16 protein-coding genes are annotated in these 23641 nt (G+C 39.0%); 10 read left to right on the top strand and 6 right to left on the bottom strand.

The features are described from left to right. Nucleotides 1–53: 53 nt before the first annotated feature. Nucleotides 54–1298, bottom strand: coding sequence for a tRNA nucleotidyltransferase/poly(A) polymerase family protein (locus tag PL8927_RS14080; protein ID WP_083622586.1), 1245 nt, complete (start codon nt 1296–1298; stop codon nt 54–56). 109 nt (nt 1299–1407) lie between these two features. Between PL8927_RS14080 and PL8927_RS14085 the strand changes: the two genes are divergently transcribed. The 7 genes from PL8927_RS14085 (at nt 1408) to PL8927_RS14115 (ending at nt 12812) form a co-directional block, all read left to right on the top strand. Then, nucleotides 1408–1659, top strand: a complete 252-nt coding sequence (locus PL8927_RS14085; RefSeq protein ID WP_083622589.1) for a Ycf34 family protein — start codon at nt 1408–1410, stop codon at nt 1657–1659. Nucleotides 1660–1785: 126 nt separating this feature from the next. Continuing rightward, entirely contained in the window at nt 1786–3528 is a 1743-nt protein-coding gene (locus tag PL8927_RS14090; RefSeq protein ID WP_083622591.1) for a serine/threonine-protein kinase, read from the top strand. A 16-nt stretch (nt 3529–3544) separates the two neighbouring features. Further along, complete coding sequence (gene tsaB, locus PL8927_RS14095) at nt 3545–4207, top strand: tRNA (adenosine(37)-N6)-threonylcarbamoyltransferase complex dimerization subunit type 1 TsaB (protein ID WP_331281823.1); 663 nt, start codon at nt 3545–3547, stop codon at nt 4205–4207. A gap of 228 nt (nt 4208–4435) precedes the next feature. Next, nucleotides 4436–5359, top strand: coding sequence for an undecaprenyl-diphosphate phosphatase (locus PL8927_RS14100; protein WP_231506012.1), 924 nt, complete (start codon nt 4436–4438; stop codon nt 5357–5359). Nucleotides 5360–5435: 76 nt separating this feature from the next. Next, a complete protein-coding gene (locus PL8927_RS14105) occupies nt 5436–6764 on the top strand; it encodes a TIGR03279 family radical SAM protein (RefSeq protein WP_083622596.1) in 1329 nt (442 codons plus the stop codon). 105 nt (nt 6765–6869) lie between these two features. Then, nucleotides 6870–11864: a PAS domain S-box protein gene (locus tag PL8927_RS14110; RefSeq protein ID WP_083622598.1), complete on the top strand. Its 4995-nt coding sequence runs from the start codon at nt 6870–6872 to the stop codon at nt 11862–11864. 3 nt (nt 11865–11867) lie between these two features. Continuing rightward, the gene (locus PL8927_RS14115; RefSeq protein WP_083622600.1) at nt 11868–12812 is read left to right on the top strand and encodes a diguanylate cyclase; all 945 of its coding nucleotides are present in this window, start codon (nt 11868–11870) and stop codon (nt 12810–12812) included. Between the two features lie 11 nt (nt 12813–12823). Here PL8927_RS14115 and PL8927_RS14120 read toward each other — a convergent pair whose 3' ends face one another. From PL8927_RS14120 to PL8927_RS14135, 4 genes are all read right to left on the bottom strand, one after another. Then, nucleotides 12824–13786, bottom strand: a complete 963-nt coding sequence (locus PL8927_RS14120; protein ID WP_083622603.1) for a TIGR03885 family FMN-dependent LLM class oxidoreductase — start codon at nt 13784–13786, stop codon at nt 12824–12826. A gap of 23 nt (nt 13787–13809) precedes the next feature. Further along, on the bottom strand, nt 13810–15447 hold the full coding sequence (locus PL8927_RS14125; RefSeq protein WP_083622605.1) for an alpha-amylase family protein: 1638 nt from the start codon (nt 15445–15447) through the stop codon (nt 13810–13812). A gap of 60 nt (nt 15448–15507) precedes the next feature. Next, nucleotides 15508–15903, bottom strand: coding sequence for a sensory rhodopsin transducer (locus tag PL8927_RS14130; protein ID WP_083622608.1), 396 nt, complete (start codon nt 15901–15903; stop codon nt 15508–15510). A 256-nt stretch (nt 15904–16159) separates the two neighbouring features. Beyond that, a complete protein-coding gene (locus PL8927_RS14135; RefSeq protein ID WP_083622610.1) occupies nt 16160–16810 on the bottom strand; it encodes a hypothetical protein in 651 nt (216 codons plus the stop codon). Nucleotides 16811–17116: 306 nt separating this feature from the next. Between PL8927_RS14135 and PL8927_RS28030 the strand changes: the two genes are divergently transcribed. Further along, the gene (locus PL8927_RS28030) at nt 17117–17611 is read left to right on the top strand and encodes a DUF6335 family protein (protein WP_197047416.1); all 495 of its coding nucleotides are present in this window, start codon (nt 17117–17119) and stop codon (nt 17609–17611) included. Nucleotides 17612–18848: 1237 nt separating this feature from the next. Continuing rightward, complete coding sequence (locus tag PL8927_RS14145) at nt 18849–21644, top strand: hybrid sensor histidine kinase/response regulator (protein ID WP_083622612.1); 2796 nt, start codon at nt 18849–18851, stop codon at nt 21642–21644. A gap of 33 nt (nt 21645–21677) precedes the next feature. Here the strand turns inward: PL8927_RS14145 and PL8927_RS14150 are convergent, their stop codons facing one another. Then, nucleotides 21678–22088, bottom strand: a complete 411-nt coding sequence (locus PL8927_RS14150) for an allophanate hydrolase-related protein (protein ID WP_083622615.1) — start codon at nt 22086–22088, stop codon at nt 21678–21680. Between the two features lie 283 nt (nt 22089–22371). On the opposite strand from PL8927_RS14150, the gene PL8927_RS14155 reads away from it, so the two are divergent. Then, complete coding sequence (locus PL8927_RS14155) at nt 22372–23613, top strand: Zn-dependent hydrolase (RefSeq protein ID WP_083622617.1); 1242 nt, start codon at nt 22372–22374, stop codon at nt 23611–23613. The last annotated feature ends 28 nt before the right edge of the window (nt 23614–23641 follow it).

Genomic DNA, 23641 nt, shown 5'->3' on the forward strand with positions numbered 1-23641 from the left:
AGATATGTAGCAAACTTTTAATAATTTCATAATACAAACATATAATTATTGATTTATAATAATTTTTGAGCATAAGCGATCGCTTCTTCAAGCGTTGTTATTTTTCCTTCAATTTGTCCTAACTGAATCTCTAATAAAAGTTGTCCAATTTTTGGACTTTGACGTAAATTTAACGCTTCCATTAATTCATTTCCAGTTAATAATAATTTAGGGTGAGCGATAGGATCAGTGGGGTTAAGATAACGATTAATTAAAGGGGAAAGACTCTCTAAGGAAAACCCATCGGCTATTGCACTCACAATTAAAGCCGGAAATAATAATCCTAACTCTTGGAATAAAAAATATTGTTCTCTTAGGGATAAATCTCTAGTTTTCAATAACTCCAATTGAGATAAGCCTTTTAAAATTGCTAAAGCACTTTTTAATTCTATTTTACTAAATTTTAACTGTAATAATTCTGCTTCAGCTAAGGAAGTATTCTGATTTAATAAACAAGTTAATTTAGCTATTGATAAACGAGATATTTTTAAAGTATCCCGTAATTCTTGAGATAATTCAACCCATAATTGAGGGTAAATTTCTGCTAATTTTATGGCGGATACATCTATTTGTGATAATCGCTGAAACTGCTGATTTGCACTTTTAAACCAGGGAGAAATTAAACCCGTTTCCCAAGCTTGTTGGATCAAAGGGATTGCATTTTCTGTATTTAATAAATAGACTAACTCGGTGCGAATACGTTCAACGGCAACCCGACTCAACAACGGTGCAAATTCTTGAATGGCGGCTTGGGTTTGACCTTCGATTTCAAATTCTAATTGGGCGGCTTGACGATATCCCCTTAATAACCGTAAAGGGTCATCTTGTAAATTTTCAGGAGAAATCATTTTAATTAAACGCCGTTGTAAATCCTCTTGACCGTTGTTAAGATCAATAAAGGTTTGTGTAAACGGATCAAAAGCGATCGCATTAATCGTAAAATCCCGTCGGCGTAAATCCTGTTCTAAACTATTTCCTTGGGCTTGAGCAAAGTCAACCGTTACCTGGTCAAAAACAACCCGTGCAATCTGCCGTTGAGCATCCAACAAAACAAACCCAGCGTCATAATATTGAGCCAGGGTTCGCGCCGTTTTCACCGCATCCTGTAACAGCACAAAATCTAAATCTAAAACGGTTACAGTGCGACCGATTAACCCATCTCGAACTGCACCCCCGACTAAATAAGCAGGTTGAGGCAAATCACTCAGTTCAAACGGCCAACTGGCGGGAGAGAAGACATCGGCTAAAGCTTCAGGCATTGCAACAAAAATCAATGAGATTGTCAAGCAGGTTAAGGCCTACCTAAGTTAAATTAACATCAAAGGGATGGACAAGTTTCACCCTTGGCAATCACCGAGGAATCAAATTATGTGTATTTGTGTGAATTGTCATTATGTTGATCGCTGTACCACCTACCACGCCGTAGAAATACAGCATGAAGAACGCCATTTGACCGAAAACCCCACCTTTGAACCCACCGAACCCACCATTAACGTCAATATCCGCACCCCTAATGACCATGAAATCGAAATGGAATGGGATGTAGTCGGATGTTTGAGTTTTAAAGAAGAAAAGGGTAAATGGGCAAAATTAAGACCAGGGGAATTAGTTCCGACTTAAACAGTTATCAGTTATCAGTTATCAGTTATCAGTTAATGGTTGAGTTTGAACTGTTAGCTTTTTCGTAATTCGTAATTCGTAATTCGTAATTCCCTGTTCCCTGTTCCCTGTTCCCTTCTATAAAAAATGAGTTATTGTTTTAATCTGAATTGTTCTCATCCACAGAATTCTGGTGATAGCAAGTTTTGTCAAAATTGTGGATCTAAATTGTTGTTGAGTTCTGTTTCTGATGATGCTGAGTCGGTAATTTATCGAGGAATTCAATTAATCGGACAGGGGGGATTTGGTCGGACATTTTTAGCGGTTGAGGAGAGTCAACCGTTAAAACCCTATTGTGTGATTAAACAATTTTTACCCCAAGGTCGTAGTGCTGTCAAAGCTACAGAATTGTTTCAACAAGAAGCGCAACAATTACAAAATTTGGGTCAACATTCCCAAATTCCTAAAGGTTTAGCCTATTTTGCCCAAGAGGGCTATCAATATTTAGTTCAAGAATTTATTGAAGGTAAAAACTTAGCCCAAGAATTGCAAGAAAAAGGAGTTTTTAATGAAGACAAAATATTGTTTATTTTAAAAGACTTATTACCTGTTTTGCAGTTTATTCATGAACGAAAAGTCATTCACCGAGATATTAAACCAGAAAATATTATTCGTCGATTTAATACCAAAAAACCCATCGGAAATTTAGTTCTAGTGGATTTTGGGGCAGCTAAATTAGTTACAGGCGGGATGCTTCCTAAAACGGGAACAATTATTGGTAGTGCTGCTTTTACTGCCCCCGAACAATTAATGGGAAAAGCGGTTTTTTCGAGTGATTTATATAGTTTAGGGGTGACTTGTATTCATTTATTGACAAGTATTCCTCCCTTTGATTTATTTGATAGTACAGAAGGAACTTGGGTTTGGCGAGATTATTTGAAAGCTCCTATCAGTGATCAACTCGGACATATTTTAGATAAAATGTTGCAGAATGGAACCCGTCATCGTTACCATTCGGCGGCGGCAATTTTACAACAAATTAATCCTAAACCCGATTATGTTCAGGTAATGCCGGGATTAACCCTTAATCCTGAAATTGGGTTTCAAGCTTTACCTGAACAGAAGGAAATTATTCCTCCTGCTCCTCCTGTTTCTATTGCTTGTGAATCAACGGTTAATTCACAACCTATTGCTGAAGTTTCTCCAGCAAAACCTCTGGATAAAATTAACCAAATTCAAGACATTTTGCAAACCCGTTTAGAGAAGTATGGGATTCTTCAGGTACAGGTCAATCAAACCCAAAGACAGCAGTTAACAATTGTTTTAAATCGAGATGAAAATCGACAAATTAAATATAAAGAATTGCTGCCTATTATTGGTTATGAATTAACTAATTTCCAAATCAATAATATTGAGAAAGTTAAACTTTTAGGACGGCTCAATAATCGAGGGGTTCCTGAGTGGCAATCTTCGTTGAAAATAGATCGAAAAACTCAGTTAAAAAACAAAATTATTCGCTTTCAAAATAATTCTTTTATTTTCCATTTAGAGCAACTCAAATCTCCCCAGTTTTGGATTCACCAAATTCAAAGGCGAGAGTTCTGGCTAGATGGATTAATGATAGCGATGATTGTGTTTATCTTTACCGATAAAATTATTATCTTCAAACCGATAATAGCATTATTGATTGCCGCAGGATTTTGGGGCGTTAAACATCAAGTCAATCGCCGGAATACTTTAAACATCAATCAACTCTTTGCCACCATTACCACCCTATTTTTGATGTTTGGCTGGTTACACTTAAGGATTTGGGTGGAGGGATCATTTGGTATAATCTTAGCGGGCTTGTTTATTTCCATGCCCATCTTTTTTTCCCGTCATCCCTCTTAACCTGAGTTTAAATAACGTGCAGTCAATTTCCTCCCAACCTCGTTATGGTTTAGCCATTCATACCAGTAGTCCTGATTTGGGATTAGCAATTAGTAATTTTCAGGACGTTCATCGCTGTCAATCTTGGGCTTTGGGGCGGGATTTATCCACCCAATTGCATCAATATTTATCAGAGTTTATTCAACCTCAAACTTGGTCAGATTTGGGCTGGATTGCGGTTGCTAAAGGGCCAGGAAGTTTTACCGGAACTCGCATTGGGGTTGTCACCGCCCGAACTTTAGCCCAACAGTTAAATATTCCTGTGTTTGCCATTTCTACTTTAGCCGCGATCGCTTACAAAGAACAGTTTAAATTGATACAAAATCAGGATGAAAATTCAGTCATTGCCTTAGAAATGCGGGCGCAACGAGGTCAACTTTTTGTCGCAATTTATGGTAGAAATAAAGACACCCCTTTCGAGTTAATTCCCCGATTAGCGGATAGCGTCATGTCCCCTCAACAGTGGGCACAAACCTTAGCCTCTTGGCAAACTCCCTATCATCAGGTACAGATAGAAGCAGGGTTAGGAGAAACTGCAATGCAATTACTGGAATTAGGGCATTTAGACTGGAAATTGGGAAAACAACCCCACTGGTCAGAAGCCTTACCCTATTATGGACAGCACCCGGTAGAACTCTAAGAAAATTATTTTCCCTAAAATCAAGGCTTCACTTCCTTAATCAAACGCTAATGAATTAATAACCATTCATTGTTAAAGTTAAGGCAAGGTTTTTTCTTAGATCGGGAGTTCATCGGTTAGGAAATCAGGCTATTATTCTTTTGATAATAGATGGCATCCTGAAGTTTTCTTAATTCAGTAAAATGACAAGATTTGATGTTTGGTAAGATATTTTATCCTGAGTATTTTATGGTTTTTATGACAGGTTTTTCTTGGAAATTAGAAGCAGCTAATCTATTTCTTCAAACTCCAACGCCCCCTCCAGTAGATGCCCCAATTAATATATTAGAGGCGTTTCTTTTAGGATTAATTCAAGGGGTGACGGAATTTTTACCCATTAGCAGTACCGCCCATTTAAAAGTAATTCCGGTGATGTTAGGTTGGGGAGATCCGGGTATTGCGTTTACGGCGATTATTCAGTTAGGTAGTATTGCGGCAGTAATTTGGTTTTTTTGGCAGGATTTAGCTCAAGTTACCCTAGGATCATGGCGAGCTATTCAAAAAAAAGATTATGATTCTGTAGACTTTCGTTTAGCTTTAGCAATTGCTTTAGGAACGATTCCAATTGTATTTTTTGGGCTTTTAATTAAACTTTTTATTCCTGATTATGATAATTCTCCATTGCGGAGTATGGTAGTAATTGGATTCGCTTCTATTGGGATGGCATTCTTATTAGGATTAGCCGAAAAAATAGGAACTAGAAAACGAGATTTTGAACAGCTAAAAGTCCGAGATGGGATATTAATGGGATTAGCCGAAGCCTTAGCCTTAATTCCCGGAGTATCTCGATCTGGATCTACCATTACGGCTGGATTATTTATCGGTTTAGAACGAGCAACGGCCGCCCGCTTTTCTTTTCTATTAGGAATTCCAGCGATTACTTTAGCCGGAATTGTAGAATTAAAAACCCTATTGATCGATGATATTGGAAATATACAAATCCTACCTCTCCTCGTGGGTTTAATTTCTTCCGCAATTTTTTCCTATTTATCAATTGCTTGGTTAATTCGTTATTTACAAAGAAAAAGCACTTGGATTTTTGTCTGGTATCGTCTCGCCTTTGGAGTTGCTATTCTAGCCGCAGTCTGGGGGGGTGCGTTAAAAAATATTTAGAATTATAATCCTATAGTAGAGACGTGCCACGGCGCGTCTCTACGGAGTCTATGATTGTTAATATTTAATTCCTCCTATGATTCATCCTGCTAAAATTACAACGGTATTACCCGACTCTCTCGCGGAAGAAATTGGCTTTGAAGCGGGAGATGCGATTATTTCGATTAACGGACAACAACCTCGTGATTTAATTGATTATCAATTTTTATGCGCCGATGAAATCTTAGAATTAGAAGTTTTAGATCGTTACGGAAAAACTCATCAAGTCGAAATTGAAAAAGATTATGATCAAGATTTAGGATTAGAGTTTGAATCCGCTTTATTTGATGGATTAATACAATGTAATAATCGCTGTCCGTTTTGTTTTATTGATCAACAACCCCCCGGAAAACGGGAAACCCTTTATTTAAAAGATGATGATTATCGCTTGAGCTTTTTGTATGGTTCCTATTTAACCTTAACCAATTTATCTCAACGAGAATGGGATAGAATTGCTCAAATGCGTCTTTCTCCTCTGTATATTTCCGTTCACGCCACCGAACCAGAGATCAGAATTCAATTATTAAAAAATCCCCGCGCCGGACAAATATTAGATCAGTTAAAATGGTTTAAAAAGAACCGTTTACAAATTCATGCTCAAGTGGTAGTTTGTCCGGGAATTAATGATGGTCAACACCTAGAACAAACCCTCTTAGATTTAGCTCAATTTCATCGCGGAAGAATCCCTACCGTTGCTTCCGTTGCGGTTGTTCCCGTAGGGTTAACTCGCTTTCGTCCCTCTGAAGATGAATTAATCCCGGTTACTCCTAAAAAAGCGCAAGAAATTATTACTCAAGTTCAGAATTTACAACAAAAATTTCAACAAGAATTCGGATCAAATTGTGTTTGGATTGCGGATGAACTGTTTTTAATTGCAGGTGCAGAATTACCTCCCGAATCCCATTATCAAGATTATCCTCAAATTGGCAATGGAGTCGGTTCTATTCGCAAATTTATTAAAGAATTTGAACAAACCGTCAAAGAATACCCGACTCAATTTTGTTCTACTCCCCGTCAGTTCACTTGGGTTATGGGAAATGCCGTTGAAAAAGCCTTTAAACCCCTCGTAAAATCTTTAAATGATATTTCAGGACTAAAGGTTAATATGGTAGCCTTAGCGAGTCAATATTGGGGTCAAGAGATTACGGTTACAGGTCTATTAACCGGACAAGATTTGCTCCAAGAATTAACAGGAAAAATGTTAGGAGATGGGATCTTATTACCCTCGGTGATGTTAAAACAAGGGGAACCTGTGTTTCTGGATGATATGACGGTGGCGGAACTTTCCGAACAACTTCAGGTTCCTATTTTTCCGGTGAGTAATGTTGAAGAATTAATCTCAATTGTGATCAAAGATTCAGATTAATTTGTACAGGCGCGATAGAGCATCTTTCGACACAGACTTGCGGCTTGCTATAACTGATAGATATATAATGATCAAATCCTTTTTTTTAGAGGGGACGAAGGCACTATGGTATTCTCAGAGGAAATTATATTTCCTGTTTGTAGCGACTGTATTGAGCGTGATTTTTTGATTGTTTCTCCTGATACTTCTCTGCTGAATGTTGTTCAACAGATTGCTCAAAGCCAGAGGGAAGTCACGGATATTGAATTAAAACTTAACCTTAAATCACAGCATCCCAGTTGTGTTTTGGTGTTAGAAAATCAAAAGTTAGTGGGTTTACTAACAGAACGAGACTGTGTGAAACTGGTAACTCAGGGGAAATTTTTTGATAATACCCCAGTTTCCGAGGTGATGACTCGGCGATTAATTACCTGTTCCGAAAAGGATATTCAAGACCCTTTACAGGTGATTTCAATTCTACATCAACATCAGATTCGTCATTTACCGATTCTTAACGAAGCCGGACAACCGATAGGAATTGTCACCCCTCATAGTATTCGCGGTGTGTTGCAACCGGCTGATATTCTTAAGTATCGCTCCCTTCAAGAAGTGATGGTTAAAACGGTGATTGTGGGAGCACCAAAAACAAGTGTATTAAAGTTAGCACAACTGATGACGAAACATCAAGTAAGTTGTGTGGTGATTGCAGAAAAAATGACGGCTGAAAAAATTCGCCCTTTGGGAATTATAACAGAACAAGATATCCTCAAACTCCAAGCTTGGCAACGTAATTTGAGCAAGTTAAAAGCCGAACAAGTGATGAGTAATCCGTTATTATTTATTACTCCTAACGCTTCTCTTTGGGATGCTCACCAAGCCATGCAACAAAACAAAGTTCGGCGGTTAGTGGTAGCAGATGAGCAAGGATATTTAGCGGGATTAGTCACTCAAACTACGATTTTACAAGCCATTGATTTGAAGGAGTTGCAAGAGATTATTTCAGGATTGCAGCAAAAAGTTAAACATCTTGAAAACGAAAAAATTAATCTTTTAAACAGTCTTAATTCTAATTTAAAACAAGAAGTTAAAATCCATACAACTAAATTGAAAGAACAAAGCCAACGACATCAACTGTTAACAGATATAGCTTTACGAATTCGTTCCTCTTTAAGTTTAGACCTAATTTTAAATACAACGGTGACAGAAGTTTGTCAATTGTTGGAATGCGATCGCGTGATTATTGAACAATTTGAAGCGGATGGCAGTCGAAAAATGATTGTTGAAGCCGTGGAAAACGGGGAAGGGTCAATCCTCAATTCTGGGATGATCAATCACAATTTTTCCTCAGATTTAGTGGTGCAAATTCGATTAGAAGACCATTTATGGGGATTATTAATTGCTCATAATTGCAGTAGAAATCACCACTGGGAACCGGAAGAAATAGAATTTTTAGAAAATTTATCGGTTCATGTTGCTTTGGCGATTCAACAAGCGACTCTACTAGATCAAATTCAAAGGTCTAATCGAGAATTGGAAGCTAAAGTTCAAGAAAGAACGGCTGAATTAGAGCAAGCCAATCAACGTTTACAACTTGAATTAGAACGAATTAAAACCACCCAAAAGTCATTAAAACAGCAAGAAGAAATTCTCAGTAGTTTTTATAATTCATCCCCGATGATGATGGGAGTCGTTGAACTGTTTGAAACGGATATTTTACATTTATCCGATAATTCAGCAACGGCTCAATTTTTTAGAAAAACCTCAGAGGAAATTAACCATCAATTTGCTAGTCAAATATGTGGAAATCCCGACCATATTCAAAATTGGATTAATCATTATCGAGAGAGTCAACGCTTAGGAAAACCCGTACAGTTTGAGTATCAATCTGAGCAAAATGAGGGTCAAAAACAATGGTTATCAGTAACGGTTTCTTATATTGGGTTATCAGAACAAAATCGTCCTCGGTTTTCTTATATTGTTGAGGATATTAGCGATCGCAAACGTTATGAAGAATCTCTACGACAATATGAACGCATTGTTGAAGCCACTGGAGATGCTCTTTGTTTAGTGGATCAGAACTATATTTATCAAGTCGCTAATCCCGCTTACTTGAAATTGGTAAATCGACCCTTAGAAAAGGTGATTGGTCATTCTGTTGCTGAAATTTTAGGGACTGAAGTTTTTAATTACATCAGCAAACCTCATCTGGATAAATGTTTAACTGGGGAAGTTATTCAAGATGATTCCTGGGTAGATATTCCTGGCGTTGGAAAACGATATTTAAGACGCACCTATACCCCCTATTTAGATGAACAGAAAACCATTTGTGGAAGTGTTGGCAGTATTAAAAATTTAACGGATTTCAAAGAAGCTGAAAACGCCCTGAAACACAATGAAGAACTATTCGCTTTAACGGTGCAACACGCTCCTGATGTCTTCGTAATTTATGATTCAGAACGTCGATTTGAGTATGTCAATCAACGAACATCGGAATGCACCCAAATTCCCATTGAAAACTTTATCGGTCGTCGAGATGAAGATGTTTATCCCCCGGAAGTTTATTCTAAATATCTGCCCTTACTTGATCATGCAATTGCCACAAAAACCGTACAAATTGGAGAATTTACATTACAAATACCGGGGATGGAACCTTATATCGTTGTTATCAAGTACGTTCCCCTTTTAGATGATAACGGAGAGGTTCAACAAATTTTAGGCATGACCTTTGATATTGGTGATCGCAAACGGATTGAAGAAACCCTACGTCAACGAGAAGAACAGTTAAAAGCCGTTGCTGATAATATTCCAGGAGCAATTTATACCTATATTAAACGCCCCGATGGATCTGGTTTTTTGGAATATATGAGTGATGGTTGCTTTGAAGTTTTTGGCTTAACATCTCTGGAATTAATGAACAATCATAAACTTTTAGAAACGGGATTTGATCTCGAAGATCTCCAGGGTCATCGAACCGCAATTTTAAACAGTGCAGCCACCCTTACCCCACTGTTTTATGAGTTGCGATATCAGATGCCCCAGGGGGATTTAAAATGGATTGCAGAAGCTTCCCGTCCTGAACGTCGAGATAATGGAGATATTGCTTGGCGAGGGGTAATTTTGGATGTGAGCGATCGCAAAAAAGCCGAATTAGAATTAAAGGAAACCAGCGATCGCTTAAATTTTCTGCTCAATTATTCTCCCATTGTTATTTTAAGTTGCAAACCCGAAGGCAATTATCCGATTACTTTTGTCAGTGAAAATGTTAAAGAAATAGTAGGTTATGAACCCCAAATCTTTTTAGAAGATTCGAGCTTCTGGATTAAACAGATTCATCCTGATGATGTAGAATGGGTTTTAACTAACTTAACCACGAAATTTACCGAAGATTCTTATATTCATGAATATCGCTGGTTGAAAGCCGATGGAACTTATAGCTGGTTTTTAACACAGTTAAGGAAAATTCGAGATCAAGCGGGAAATGTCGTGGAAATGTTGGGATATTTAGTTGAAATTAGCGATCGCAAAATCTTAGAACAGGAATTAGCAACCTTACTCGAACAAGAAACCCGTCGGAGTCAAGAATTAACCCAAAAAAATATTGCTCTCGAACAAGCTCGACGGGAAGCAGAAATGGCAAACCAAGCTAAAAGTGAATTTTTAGCCAATATGAGTCATGAAATTCGTACACCCATGAATGCCATTTTAGGATTTACAGATTTGCTACAATCTGTTGTTCATGAACCCAGATCTCTGTCTTATTTAAACGCTGTGATCACCGCTAGTCGAACCTTACTCGCCTTAATTAACGATATTCTGGATTTGTCTAAAATTGAGGCGGGGAAACTGGAACTCGATTATGTTCCCGTTAACTTACGGATACTGATTCAGGAAATTCAAAACATTTTTAAACATAAAGCCACAGAAAAAGGGTTAGTTTTACATATCCAAATTGAAGATCATGTCCCCGAATTGATTTATATTGATGAGATACGATTACGTCAAATTTTATTTAACGTTGTCGGTAATGCGCTGAAGTTCACGGAAAAGGGATATATTAGCATTTCTGCACGAACTCAAACCTATTGTGACTGCAATCGAGAAAAAGTTTGGTTAGAAATTGCGATTGAGGATACAGGAATTGGGATTGCGACCCATCAGCAGACTCGTATTTTTGAAGCCTTCGTTCAAAGTGCCGGACAAAGTAATCGTAAGTATGGGGGAACAGGTTTAGGATTAGCCATTACTCAACGCTTAACTCAAATGATGGGGGGGAGTATATTGCTTCAAAGCCAATTGAGACGAGGCAGTATTTTTACCTTTGTATTTCCAGAGATTTCTCTGGTTAAAAATCCGCTCTCAGTGAAATTAAATTCTTGTCAAGATCGCAATCTCAACCAATTTCAAGCCAGTACAATTTTGATTGTTGATGATGTGGCATCCAATCGAGAATTAATTCAGGGATACTTTGCTGCAACTCACCATTTATTATTTCTGGCAGAGAACGGAAAACAAGCGATTCAGATGGCAAATGTTCATCAACCCGATCTGATTCTTCTGGATTTACGGATGCCGGAGATGGACGGAAAAACCGTAGCTCAATTTCTCAAACAAGATGAAAAAACTCGACAGATTCCGATTGTCATTTTGACCGCATCTTGTCAAAGTGAAGAACAAGCAGAAGTTCAATCACTTTGTCAAGGATTTTTGCGAAAACCTGTCAGTTTGCCACAATTAGTCAGAGAAATGAAGCGACATTTAATATACCCAGTCTCTCCAGAAAATACCAAAATTGATCCAGAAATTATAGAGGAAAAACAAGAAGTTTATCCCGTTTTAGTTCCCGGTTCTGCTGCGTGTAAAGAACTATTGTTTAAACTTAAACAAGAAGAAGAACAGGTTTGGAATACGTTGAGAAAAACATTAAGAACCAGAGATTTACAACATTTTGTTCAACGTCTGGCTACCTGGGGACAACAGTATCAATATCAACCTTTATTAGATTATGTGCAAGTTTTAGACACTCAATTAGAAGCGTTTGATTGGAATATGATTCCTCAAACTATTGAAGATTTCCCTCAGATTCGAGAAACCTTAAAACTTTATCGCCAAGAAGGACTTTAATTTATGCAACTCAAAACATTTATTCCTGAAAACTTTCTGATTTTAATTGTTGATGATATTACTCAAAATCTAAAATTGGTAGGACAAATGCTCGGTGAAGCCGGATATAATACCACCTTTGCGACCAGTGGTTTTCAAGCATTAGATCGGCTAAAAAATAATAAAACGGATTTAATTTTGTTAGATTTAATGATGCCAGAAATGGATGGTTTAGAGGTTTGTCAAGTCATAAAAAATGATTCCAAGTTTCAAGATATTCCGATTATTTTCCTCACCGCTAGTCATGAAGAAGAGAGTTTAGTTAATGCCTTTGAGATGGGGGCGGTTGATTTTATTACGAAACCGTTTATCAAAACCGAATTGTTAGCACGGGTTAAAACTCATTTAACCTTAAAACATACAACCGACATCTTAAAAAATACGTTGTTACAACTCGAAGAATTATCCCAACTTGATTCCCTGACCCAAATCTTAAATCGTCGCTGTTTTTTTAAAGTGGCTGAAGTCGAATTGAATCGAGCAATTCAAGAGGGAAAAATTTTTTCTTTATTAATATTAGATTTAGATCATTTTAAAAATATTAATGATCAGTATGGTCATCTTATGGGCGATCGCGCTTTAATCACCTTTACATCAGCGATTAGGAATTACCTCAGAGAAGGAGATTATTTTGGACGCTATGGGGGAGAAGAATTTGTGATTTTGTTATTAGATACGGATCTCGAAGGTGGCGTTAAAATTGCCCAAGATATTTGTCGTTTAATTGCTAATGTGTCTATCCCAACAGAAAAAGATGATTTAAAAATGACGGTGAGTATTGGGATCGCTATTTCTGAACCCCAGGATAGCCGCATTGAGGATATTCTTTCTAGGGCGGATAAATCCCTATACCAAGCGAAAGCTCAAGGACGAAATACTTGTTTTGCTGATTCATTAAAACCGACTTAACTATCTTTTAATCAGCTTAAAACTGGAATCACTTCTTTTCCAAATACTTCAATAAACTGTTTGTGCTCTCGATTAACATTATGTAAAATAATCTCATTAAATCCTAGTTCTATATCTTGTTTTAACCAGTTAATATGTTGTTGGGGATCGGAGGAAATTCGGACATTGTTTTCAACTTCTTCTAAGGTAACAAATTCTCCCAACGCATCAAATTGTTCAGGATTTTTTAAATCCGATAAAACCAGACTTTGAAAAACATTATTTCGCCATTGATCAAACGCGCCTTGTTTAGCAATTTTTTCATCAGCATGATAAGATAACTGTACTTTTAAAATCATAGGTTTTCCCTCTCCTCCTCCACGCCGAAAGGCATCAACAACCTGTTTTAATTGTTCAGGGGGACGAGATGTGGTAATTAAACCATCCGCCCAACTTCCTAACCATTCTGCGGTTTTAGCGGTAATTGCAGCCCCAATTATTAACGGATTAATTACAGGGCGAGTATAGAGTTTTGCTTCTTCAATGGTAACTAAACCTTTATGGGTTACGGTTTCACCCGCCCATAATGCCCGAATAATATCAACACACTCTTTTAAACGGGTATTGCGATCGCTTTTACAAGGCCATTTATCCCCGGTTATATGTTCATTTAACGCTTGACCACTGCCGACCGTTAACCAAAATCGATGGGGAAAAAGTTCGGCTAAAGTTGCCGCCGCTTGGGCAATAATTGCCGGATGATATCGTTGACCTGGGGCGCAAACAATTCGATAGGATAAATTCGGTGTCGCTTGCATTGCCGCCCCTAACCAAGACCAAGCAAATCCACTTTCTCCTTGCTTTTCACTCCAAGGATAAAAATGATCCGACGATAAGGATAAATGAAACCCCGCTTGTTCAGCTTTTTGAACATAATTTAACAATTCACTGGGTTTAAATTGTTCGTGGGACGCATGATAACCAATTTTAACCATGATAAATTCTCCCGACAATCATTTTAGTTTTTTTGATTGACTCTCAACCAACGATATCCATAAGCTGATAAAGGAATAGGAGTTAATCCTTGAACGAGCGGATCATAATATTGATCGCCAAAAACATCCATTAAATATTGATAATTTTCACTCGATTTAAGGGTGATATGACAAGCTTGATCCCCTAAATTATGCAACACTAAAATAGATTCATCGTTGCCTTGACAACAGTGAGCAAAGACAGAAGGGTGATCGGTTTCTAATAAATGCCATTTTCCCTGACCGAGTTGGGGGCATTGTTTGCGAATACGGATTAAACGTTCTGTCCAATTAATCAAGGAATTCGGATCACGTTGTTGTTCACAAACATTAACTAATTTATAACTATATTTTCCCTCACTAATGACAGGTTGACTGAGTTTTTCAGCCGGAGCATTAGAAAATCCGCCATTAGGTTGATTTGACCATTGCATCGGAGTTCGGACGCTAGTACGACCCTGCAAAGATAGATCATCTCCCATGCCAATTTCTTCGCCATAACGCCATAAAGGAATTCCGGGTAAACTCATCATTAAGCTATAAATTAGTTCAATTTTTTGGCGATTTCCATTCATCATCGGTGCAAGTCGCCGTCGAATTCCTCGCCCAAAAATTTGCATATTTTCTTCCGGTGCAAAGACTTCAAAAACTTCTTGAAGTTCAGAAGGACTTAACGCATCTAAGGTTAATTCATCATGATGACGAACAAAATTTAACCATTCTCCCGTGTCGGGAATAGGAGGTAATGCTTTTAAACTTTGCCATAATGTTGATGCCTCTTGACGTGCTAAGGCTAAAAACATCGATTGATTGACTAAAAAGTTAAACAGAATTTGCATTCGATCATTATTTCCAAAATAAATTGGAATTTGATCTGGGGGAACATTTGCCTCTGCTAATAACACCCCGTCCGTGCGATGGGAGATCACAAAATTTCGCATTTCCTCTAAAAAATGCTGTAAATCTTCTTGATTTTCACCCTCTACTCCTATTCCTTTAATTAAAAAAGGAGCCGCATCAATTCTAAAGCCAGAAACCCCCAACTCTAACCAGAAACCCATGATTTTACAGATTTCTTCTTGAACGTCTGGGTTAGCAATATTCAAATCGGGTTGTTCTTTGAAAAAATGATGTAGATAATAGGCTTCTGCTTGTTCATCATATTCCCAAATACTATCTTCTATAGTGGGAAAGGCAATTAATTCCGGCTGATTTTTGGGTGTTTTTTCTGACCAAACATAATAATTTCGATACTTAGAATTTTTATCAGTTCTTGCATCTTGAAACCAAGGATGTTCAATGGAGGTATGATTCACCACTAAATCAATAATCACTCGTATACCTTGGCTTTCAGCTTTATGGATAAATTGAACAAAATCTCCTAATGTTCCCAGACGAGGATCAACATTATAATAATCCATGACATCATAGCCATTATCTCGATTGGGAGAAGGGTAAAAAGGCAATAACCATAAACAAGTGATTCCTAATCCTGATAAATAATCTAAGCATTGGGTTAAGCCTGCAAAATCTCCTACTCCATCGCCATTAGCATCTTTAAAGCTTTCGACATCTAAGGAATAAATAATGGCGTTTTTATACCAAAAATTTTGTTTAACCATGAGGAATCATTACTAATAATTTAATTTTCCTGAAACTAAAGCTTTGTTCCTGGTGATCAATTACCGATAGGAATAAGCAATGGTACTGAGTAAAGCGTTTTCTGACTGTCGAGAATCGAGGCGAGTATGTTGGACAACAATCGGAACATCCGACTCAAATACACTGGCATAATCGGTATCACGGGGAATGGGTTCAGGGTCGGTTAAATCGTTAAATCGCAGGTGTTTTGTTCGTCTTGCGGGAACCGTCACACAATAGGGGCCAACGGGTTCGCGATCGCTAAAATAAATGGTAATTTTGACAGAGGCATCTTGATCAGAAGTATTTAAAATACAAGCGGTTTCATGGCTAGTAAATTGAGGTTCTGGGCCGTTACTATAGTCAGGAATATAGCCTTCTGCGATCGCCCACTGAACACTTCCAATCGGTAAATTATCTCCAATTTGTAAAACCATACTCAATTCTTCCTTAATCCTTAAAGCTTAATATTCATGGAATTTCAATTATTGATCTCCCTCTAATAGAAGTTAATCATATTTAAAAATTACTTTCTTCATCCTTAAGATGGAGTTGACACTCTCAGGTCTGAAGACACGCTCGTTTTCAATCTCCCATCCTGGCTTTATAAAAAATCAAGAGTAAAAACCCAGCTTTTTGTAGAAACTGGGTTGACAAAATCATGGGTTTGAATACCATAAAATCTAAGGAATTTTATCGAGCATAAGGTCTACCGACTCCGGGTTGTGCCGTAGCATTGGTATGAGGTTTATGAACACCGACGGATGAGCCAACCAAAGTTGAAATTAACCCTAACAAAGAACCAAAGGAAAATGCCCAACTCGCTTTAGCAGCATTTGAGGCAATATCTTGAGCCTCTTGTGCGGTGACATTGGGGTTATTGAGTGGAACATTCACACCCCCTTCTTGAACTTGATTAATCACTTCTCCAGCATTAGACCCAACGATGCCAAAAATACCGGATACCCCACTTGAAAGCAACCAAGCGCTAATGGCTAATGTCGTAGCCCACAAAATAGCACCATTGAGGAGGGCGGTGGTACGATTCATTGGCCCACAGACACGAGCCATTAACCAACCTCCAACAAATAGAGCAATTAATAAACTAATAATTGACCAAATTCCAACGGCTGTCCCCGTATCTCCTGCATTAGAACGAGGTGCGCCGGAGTTGGCAAGTCCAGTTAAACCAATGGCTGCACCAATTCCACTTAATATGAGTTGAGTTCCAATGGCAATAACTAAACCTGCAAAAATCGGCCCCCAACGGACACGATCATGATAGTCTGTTCCCACAGCAACGGGATGATCAATAACTCGGCCGGATTCATCAGTGTATGCCATTTTTTTAGTTTCTCCTAAAATTAATCCGTTGACACAGTGTTTTTAATACAATCATCGACTGGATACAGATTAACCTTTCGACAGAGAACTCATCGTCTAGCCAAAGTTATATTATTAATTGTGTTTGGTGGTACGTTCTCTAACTTGAGGAAGATTTTTAATCGGATTTAAGTTTTAATGATTAATTTCTTACTTTCGGTAGATGAATTATTTGATAAAGATCATTGAAGTGGGCTGTTTACTGTTAATTGAAAAAACCCTAAAGGTTTGACTACAATTATGATCATATCGAAAGAGGAAAACATAATGGCTAATCAAACTGATCCCTTAAAAAAGGGAAAAAAGCAACCCCATAAAGATCAAATGTTAATTAATCCGATTAAAGATGAGATGGCATTGGATCAAAATCAAGAACCGACCTTAGCAGAATTAAAAATGCTGGAAGAGGAAATCGATGCAACAGAAATTCTTGTTCAGCCAGAAGGAGTGAATAGGATTACACTTGATGAGACGGATGATAATACCGATAAATTTAATCAAGCCAGTGCTATTTTAACAGGTGGAGATATTGATGCTAATTTTGAAGAAGCAGATGCGGTTGGTGATGAAGCGGTTGGGGGAACTGTCGCTATACCGGATCATAATATTGTAGAGGAAATTGGGGCGGCGGTGGGTTTGGAAATGCCTGATCGAGCTTCCCTTCGGACAACAGAATTTTTAGAAAAACGAGATGATCAACGATGGGAATTAGATCCCACTTCTTCTGAAGATTATGAACAACGTGAAACCGAAAGTTTGTAATTAATTTAACAAATTATCAAATTATTATCATAAAAAAAAATGGGAAGTTTGGAAACCGCGTCTATAAGCGAGCGGGGAGGAAAAACGACACTTCGGCAAGCTCAGTGGGACACATCAGGAGAATTTATTCTCCGTGAATATTAGATTAGGAATCGACAAAAATTTTTGTATTTGCCGATTCCCGGTTTTTTTGGTATTTCTACCCCACTGATTTCTCAGGTAATGTTAGCTTCGCCAATGTTATCGGTCGGTACTATCTTGAAAGCACTGTCTTACCCCTCGTAAAACTGTTTAACTTTCGAGTTTTAGAGCTTGGGACTAGCTACGCATCCCAAGGTAAGAACTTTAACGCTTACCGATAACGGAGTCAGTTAAGACTTAGGCTGGTCAACTAACTAAAGTTAGAGGCATGAAGCCCCGTCACTTTAGTGCGGGGTGCTGACCTTATGGATAGATGACTATCGCTGACTCAAAGTCCCCTATCTTCGGATGGGGGATTTCAATTTTTAACTGTAATGTAATTTTACCATACTTGAGGATTTAATCTTTGTGCTGAGGCTTCCCATTTTTCTTTCATAAGTTAGATGATCATCAATGGGATTAATTGCTAAATTAAAGAGTATAAGGTTAGTACCGGATGGAAGTTATGCCGCTGTGTTCTATGATCGCAAACCGAAGAAGAGCGAATTGTCAGGGATGCGAACGGTACAATAACCAGTCAGCTTAAACGGCGTGGAGTTTTTATCGCGTCCTCCACTTTGTTACGACCAAGGGAAGGCTAAACCCTTCACCAGAGCGGTCTGAGGTCGTAAACGTTACGGGTTGATTTGAAAACACAATTATAATAAATATAACCCGCCTGAGTTGTGGCCAACTGAGGCGGGTTTATGCGTCCCAAGATTCTCAAATAACCGATTGAGAGTAAACACTAGAAGACCCAATTAAAATAACTAAATGAGTCGCAAAAAATGCCAAGAATAAAGACACGGGGAATATTTTTATCAGGGGAGCAAATTAATCCTGTATGACCAGATTTAGCATTTCCGTCATATTAACTCATGAGTTAACAGCCTGAAGCAGTAAACTGAGAACTTTGAGCAATCAAAGGTTATTGGTTAGACTATAATTTTTAAAGACATCCCCCCTAAGACAGGAAATTGGCCCTCGTAAGGAATTTCATCTCGGCGAGAGCCAAAAATAGCAACAATTACTTAGATCTCCCAATCGGATTGTTAAAATGCAGAACTCCCAACAGTCTGAATACCGATTGAGCCATAGACGGTTGCATCTGGAACCAGACTCAAAACCAGAACCCTTTTCCCTCAAAGCCGAGGGTGAAATTGGGATGATCTTTCAAGACACCGAGGGTAAGATTCAAGGATGCAATCCCACGGCTGAACAGATTCTCGGATATCCAATTCAGCAGATGATCAACCAAACCTTCTCGGCATCTCCTTGGCAGTTTATTGATCAAGCTGGATCTATCATTCCAGTGGAGTCTTCTCCGGTTTTGAAGGCTTTGAAAACTGGACAACCTTGTTTAAATGTTGTTGTCGGTTTCCATAAATCCAATGGTGAGTTGATTCAGCTATTGCTGAACTCTCAACCTCTGTTTCAAGCGCAGGAAACAACAGCATGGGCCGTTGTCACGACTTTTACAGAAATTACGAAACCCAGAGAGACTGATCTGCAAAATCCGGCTTTACAAACCCTTCGGGATCATGAAGAACAATTTCGGATTGCTCTCGATAGTATTCCCAATATTTTAGTGATTTATGATGCTCAACGACGATTTCAGTTTGTGAATGCGGAAGGAATTCGTCGCAGTGGGAAGTCATGGGAAGAACTAATCGGTTATCAAGATGAGGATATATTTCCGGTAGATCTCACTCAAACTTATGTACCCACTCTCAAAAAAGCGATCGCTACTCGCACAATTCAAAAGTTAGAAGTAACTAGAACCGTTTCTGAGTTAGGAACCTACACCACGATTGTCAATTATGTTCCCGTTCTCAATGCTGAGGGTGAAGTCGATCAGGTTTTGGGAATTACTTATGATATTACCGATCGCAAACGGTTTGAAGAATTTTTAGAAGCCAAAAATCGTCAAATTACTAATATCTTTAAAAGTATTACCGATGGTTTTGTCAGTATTGATCATCGTTGGCGCTATACATCTATTAACGCAAAGGCAGAGGAACTTTTAGGCAAATCGGCCCAGGAGCTAATTGGTCACAACATCTGGGAGGTATTTCCTGAATTAATCGAATCTCCAACCTATGCTTACGCTCATCAAGCCTTAAGCCAACAAATTCCGATCGAATATGAAGAGTTTTATCCCTTATTTAATCGCTGGTTTGCAGTGCGTTTGTATCCTTCAACTCAGGGATTATCAGTTTATTTCCTTGATATTACCGAACGTAAACAAACAGAAGCCGCCTTACGCGAAAGTGAAGAAAGCTTCCGAAATTTAGCAGAGTCTATGCCCCAAATTGTTTGGAGTGCTAATCCTGACGGTGCAGTTGATTATTATAATCAACGATGGGCCGAATTTAGTGGCATTACTCAAACTGATGGTCAAGGATGGGGATGGCAACCTGTTCTTCATTCAGAAGATCAGCAGCGAACCCTAGACGCTTGGCAACAATCAGTGCAAACGGGACAAATCTATGAATGTGAACATCGCCTCCTGCGGTTTGATGGGGAATTTCGCTGGTATTTAAGTCGCGGTGTCCCGGTACGAGATCAACAGGGACAGATTATTAAATGGTATGGAACCGCTACTGATATTCATGAGCAGAAACACTCCGCCACCGAACGAGAAAAACTCTTAGCACGGGAACAAGCCGCCAGGGCCGAGGCTGAAACCGCTAATCGGATTAAAGATGAATTTTTAGCCACGCTCTCCCATGAATTGCGGACTCCGATGAATGCGATTATGGGGTGGGCGAGTTTACTCCGCACTCGTCAGTTGAACTCCTCAACCATAGCCCGTGCCTTAGAAACAATTGAACGGAATACGAAGTTATTGAATCAACTGATTGAAGATATTTTAGATGTATCGCGGATTATTCAGGGCAAACTTTGCCTGAATTGTTATGCGATTAAATTAATTCCGATGATTGAAGAAGCGATTGAGATGGTACGTTCTACGGCTATTAATAAAGGCGTCGAGATTGTAACGATCTGGGAAACCTCAACCGCAGCATCGGTTTTTGGGGATATGAACCGTTTGCAACAAATTATCTGGAATCTGCTCTCGAATGCGGTTAAATTCACACCAACGGGAGGACAGATAACAGTGAAGATGTCGGTGATTTGGGAGAATTCAACGCTACCAATGGCCCAAATTCAAGTGATTGATACCGGGTGTGGGATTAGTCCTGAGTTTTTACCCTTTGTGTTTGAACGCTTTCGTCAAGCGGATGGTTCCACCACGCGATCGCATGGAGGATTAGGATTAGGATTAGCCATTGTTCGTCATTTGGCCCAAATGCACGGGGGACAGGTACAAGCGGAGAGTCCAGGTTTGGGACTGGGGGCAACTTTTACTGTTAAACTGCCTTTACTAGAACCAGAATCCTTTAAGGCACCGACGACCCCATCTCCTGCCTCTGATCGGGAGTTAGTAACCTCTCAAGTTTTGCTATCGGGTTTGCGGGTGTTAGTGGTGGAAGACGAAGCCGATACCAGAGAGTTAATTCGGGTGACGTTGCAAGAATATGGGGCAACGGTGATGGCTGTTGAAACTGCCTTAGAAGCGTTGGAATTGATTCGGAAATCACCTTTTGAGGTGTTAGTTAGTGATTTGGGAATGCCTGAAATCAATGGTTATGAGTTGATCCAACGGGTGAGAACCTTAGCACCAGAAGTTGGGGGTCAGATTCCGGCGATCGCCTTAACTGCCTATGCTAGTGCCGAAGATCGCCAAAAAGCACTGGATCTTGGGTTTGAACAACATATTTCTAAACCCGTTGATCCCTTAGCCTTAGCGTTAATGATTGCCAAAATTGTTCGAGTTGTTGACGGTTAACACAGTTATCAGTTATCAGTTATCAGTTATCAGTTAAGAGTTAGACGAGGTTTTAACCCCATTTTTCTGATAAGCAACCCAACCGCCAAAGTTAGAAATATCAGGCCATTGATAGTGTTCAATTAATTCACGGGGATACAGCATGGCGGTTAAAACTTCCCCATCTTCTAATTCCACATCCCCAGGATACATATTCGGGGGTTCGGTGGAGACGAGGTGTTCAAACTGTTCTAAGGAGAGTTCATAGACTTCCCCAGGAATGGAAATTCCTCCTACTCCAAATTTATAAATCGCCGGATGCGAACTATTTGCCGCCGCGTGTAACCGATAAAGGGGGCTGGTTTTGGCAGTTTTAATAAATTGCGCGTCTCCCAAATTACCATGATCCGGTTGACCCCGCAGAGCAGAACCACAAATGAAGATGCGTTTAGTTGTGTTAGCCATAAATAATAGGTGGGAATAGGGAACAGGGAACAGGGAACAGGGAACAGGGAACAGGCTAATAACTTTAGCCTCTATATCCCAGTCAGTCGTCAGGAGTAAACATTTCAGTATTTCATATTACTATTTTTGACTTCTCGACGCTTTAAAAAACGTCTCTATATTTCGATTATTGATATAAACTAATAAAAAAATCAAGGGTTGTGAACTTTTTGTGTCCCAATGCCCAATTCGTAATTCGTAATTCGTAATTCGTAATTCGTAATTCCCAATTCCCTATTAAATTATGGCTGTGATCACAAAACTGAGAATTAATAGCGATCGCCTTCACAACCGTATTAATCACTTAGCTGAGATTGGTCAACAGCCTTCTGGAAGTATTTGTCGTCTTGCTTTTACCCCCGAAGATTTGCAAGCGCGTCAACCCGTGAAACAATGGATGTTAGAAGCGGGAATGGCGGTCAGAATAGATGCGGCTGGAAATCTCATCGGTCGTTATCCGGGTAAAAATAATACTGCTCCAGTTTTGGCGACAGGCTCCCATCTCGATACTGTGCCCACGGGAGGACGCTACGATGGCGTGTTAGGGGTATTAGCAGGTATTGAAGTCGCACAAACTTTAAAAGAAAACGGTCTACAACTGCACCATCCCTTAGAAGTGATTGTATTTACCGATGAAGAAAGTACAATGATCGGGTGTCAGGCGATGGCGGGAACGGTATTACTCGATACCCCAAACCGTTATCAACCTAAGACGGGAGAGTCGATTCAATGCTGTTTAGAACGGTTGGGGGGAAGTTGGGAACAATTGCGAACAGCAACACGCTCACGGGCGGATATGGCGGCGTTTGTGGAACTCCACGTTGAACAGGGAGCGATATTAGAACGAAATGGGGTTTCTATTGGTATTGTACAAGGAGTTGTGGGAATGCAGCGCCAAAAAATCACGATTATTGGACAAGCTAACCACGCCGGAACAACACCAATGGAAATGCGCCAGGATGCGTTAATAGCGGCGGCAGAATTAATTTTAGGGGTGCGAAAAATTGCGTTAAAAATGCCATCTCAACCCGTCGCAACGGTCGGATATATTAATGTATTACCGAATGCGGTTAATATTATCCCCGGACAGGTAGAACTTTCTGTAGATATGCGAGATTTATCTCAGAATTGTTTAGAAGAAATGTTAGCACTATTGCAAGATAAAATCATAGCGATCGCAGATTCAACAAATACTCAAATTTTGATCCAACCTTTACTTACCGTTAAACCCTCCTTAGCTGATCCTGAAATTCAACAAAGTATGAAATCTGTTTGTCAGCAATTAGAATTGAGCTATTTATCTCTCCCCAGTCGTGCCGGACATGATGCCTTAGAAATGGGAAGAATTACCGATATGGGGATGATTTTTGTTCCCTCTCAAGGGGGAATTAGTCATTCTGAAGCCGAATATACTTCCCCCGAACATTGTACCCAAGGGGCAAATGTCTTGTTACAAACTTTATTGTTATTAGATCAAAGCCGTTAAACAATATTAGATTTTGAAATAATCATAG

It is taken from the genome of Planktothrix serta PCC 8927 (assembly GCF_900010725.2).
Taxonomy (GTDB): Bacteria; Cyanobacteriota; Cyanobacteriia; order Cyanobacteriales; family Microcoleaceae; genus Planktothrix; species Planktothrix serta.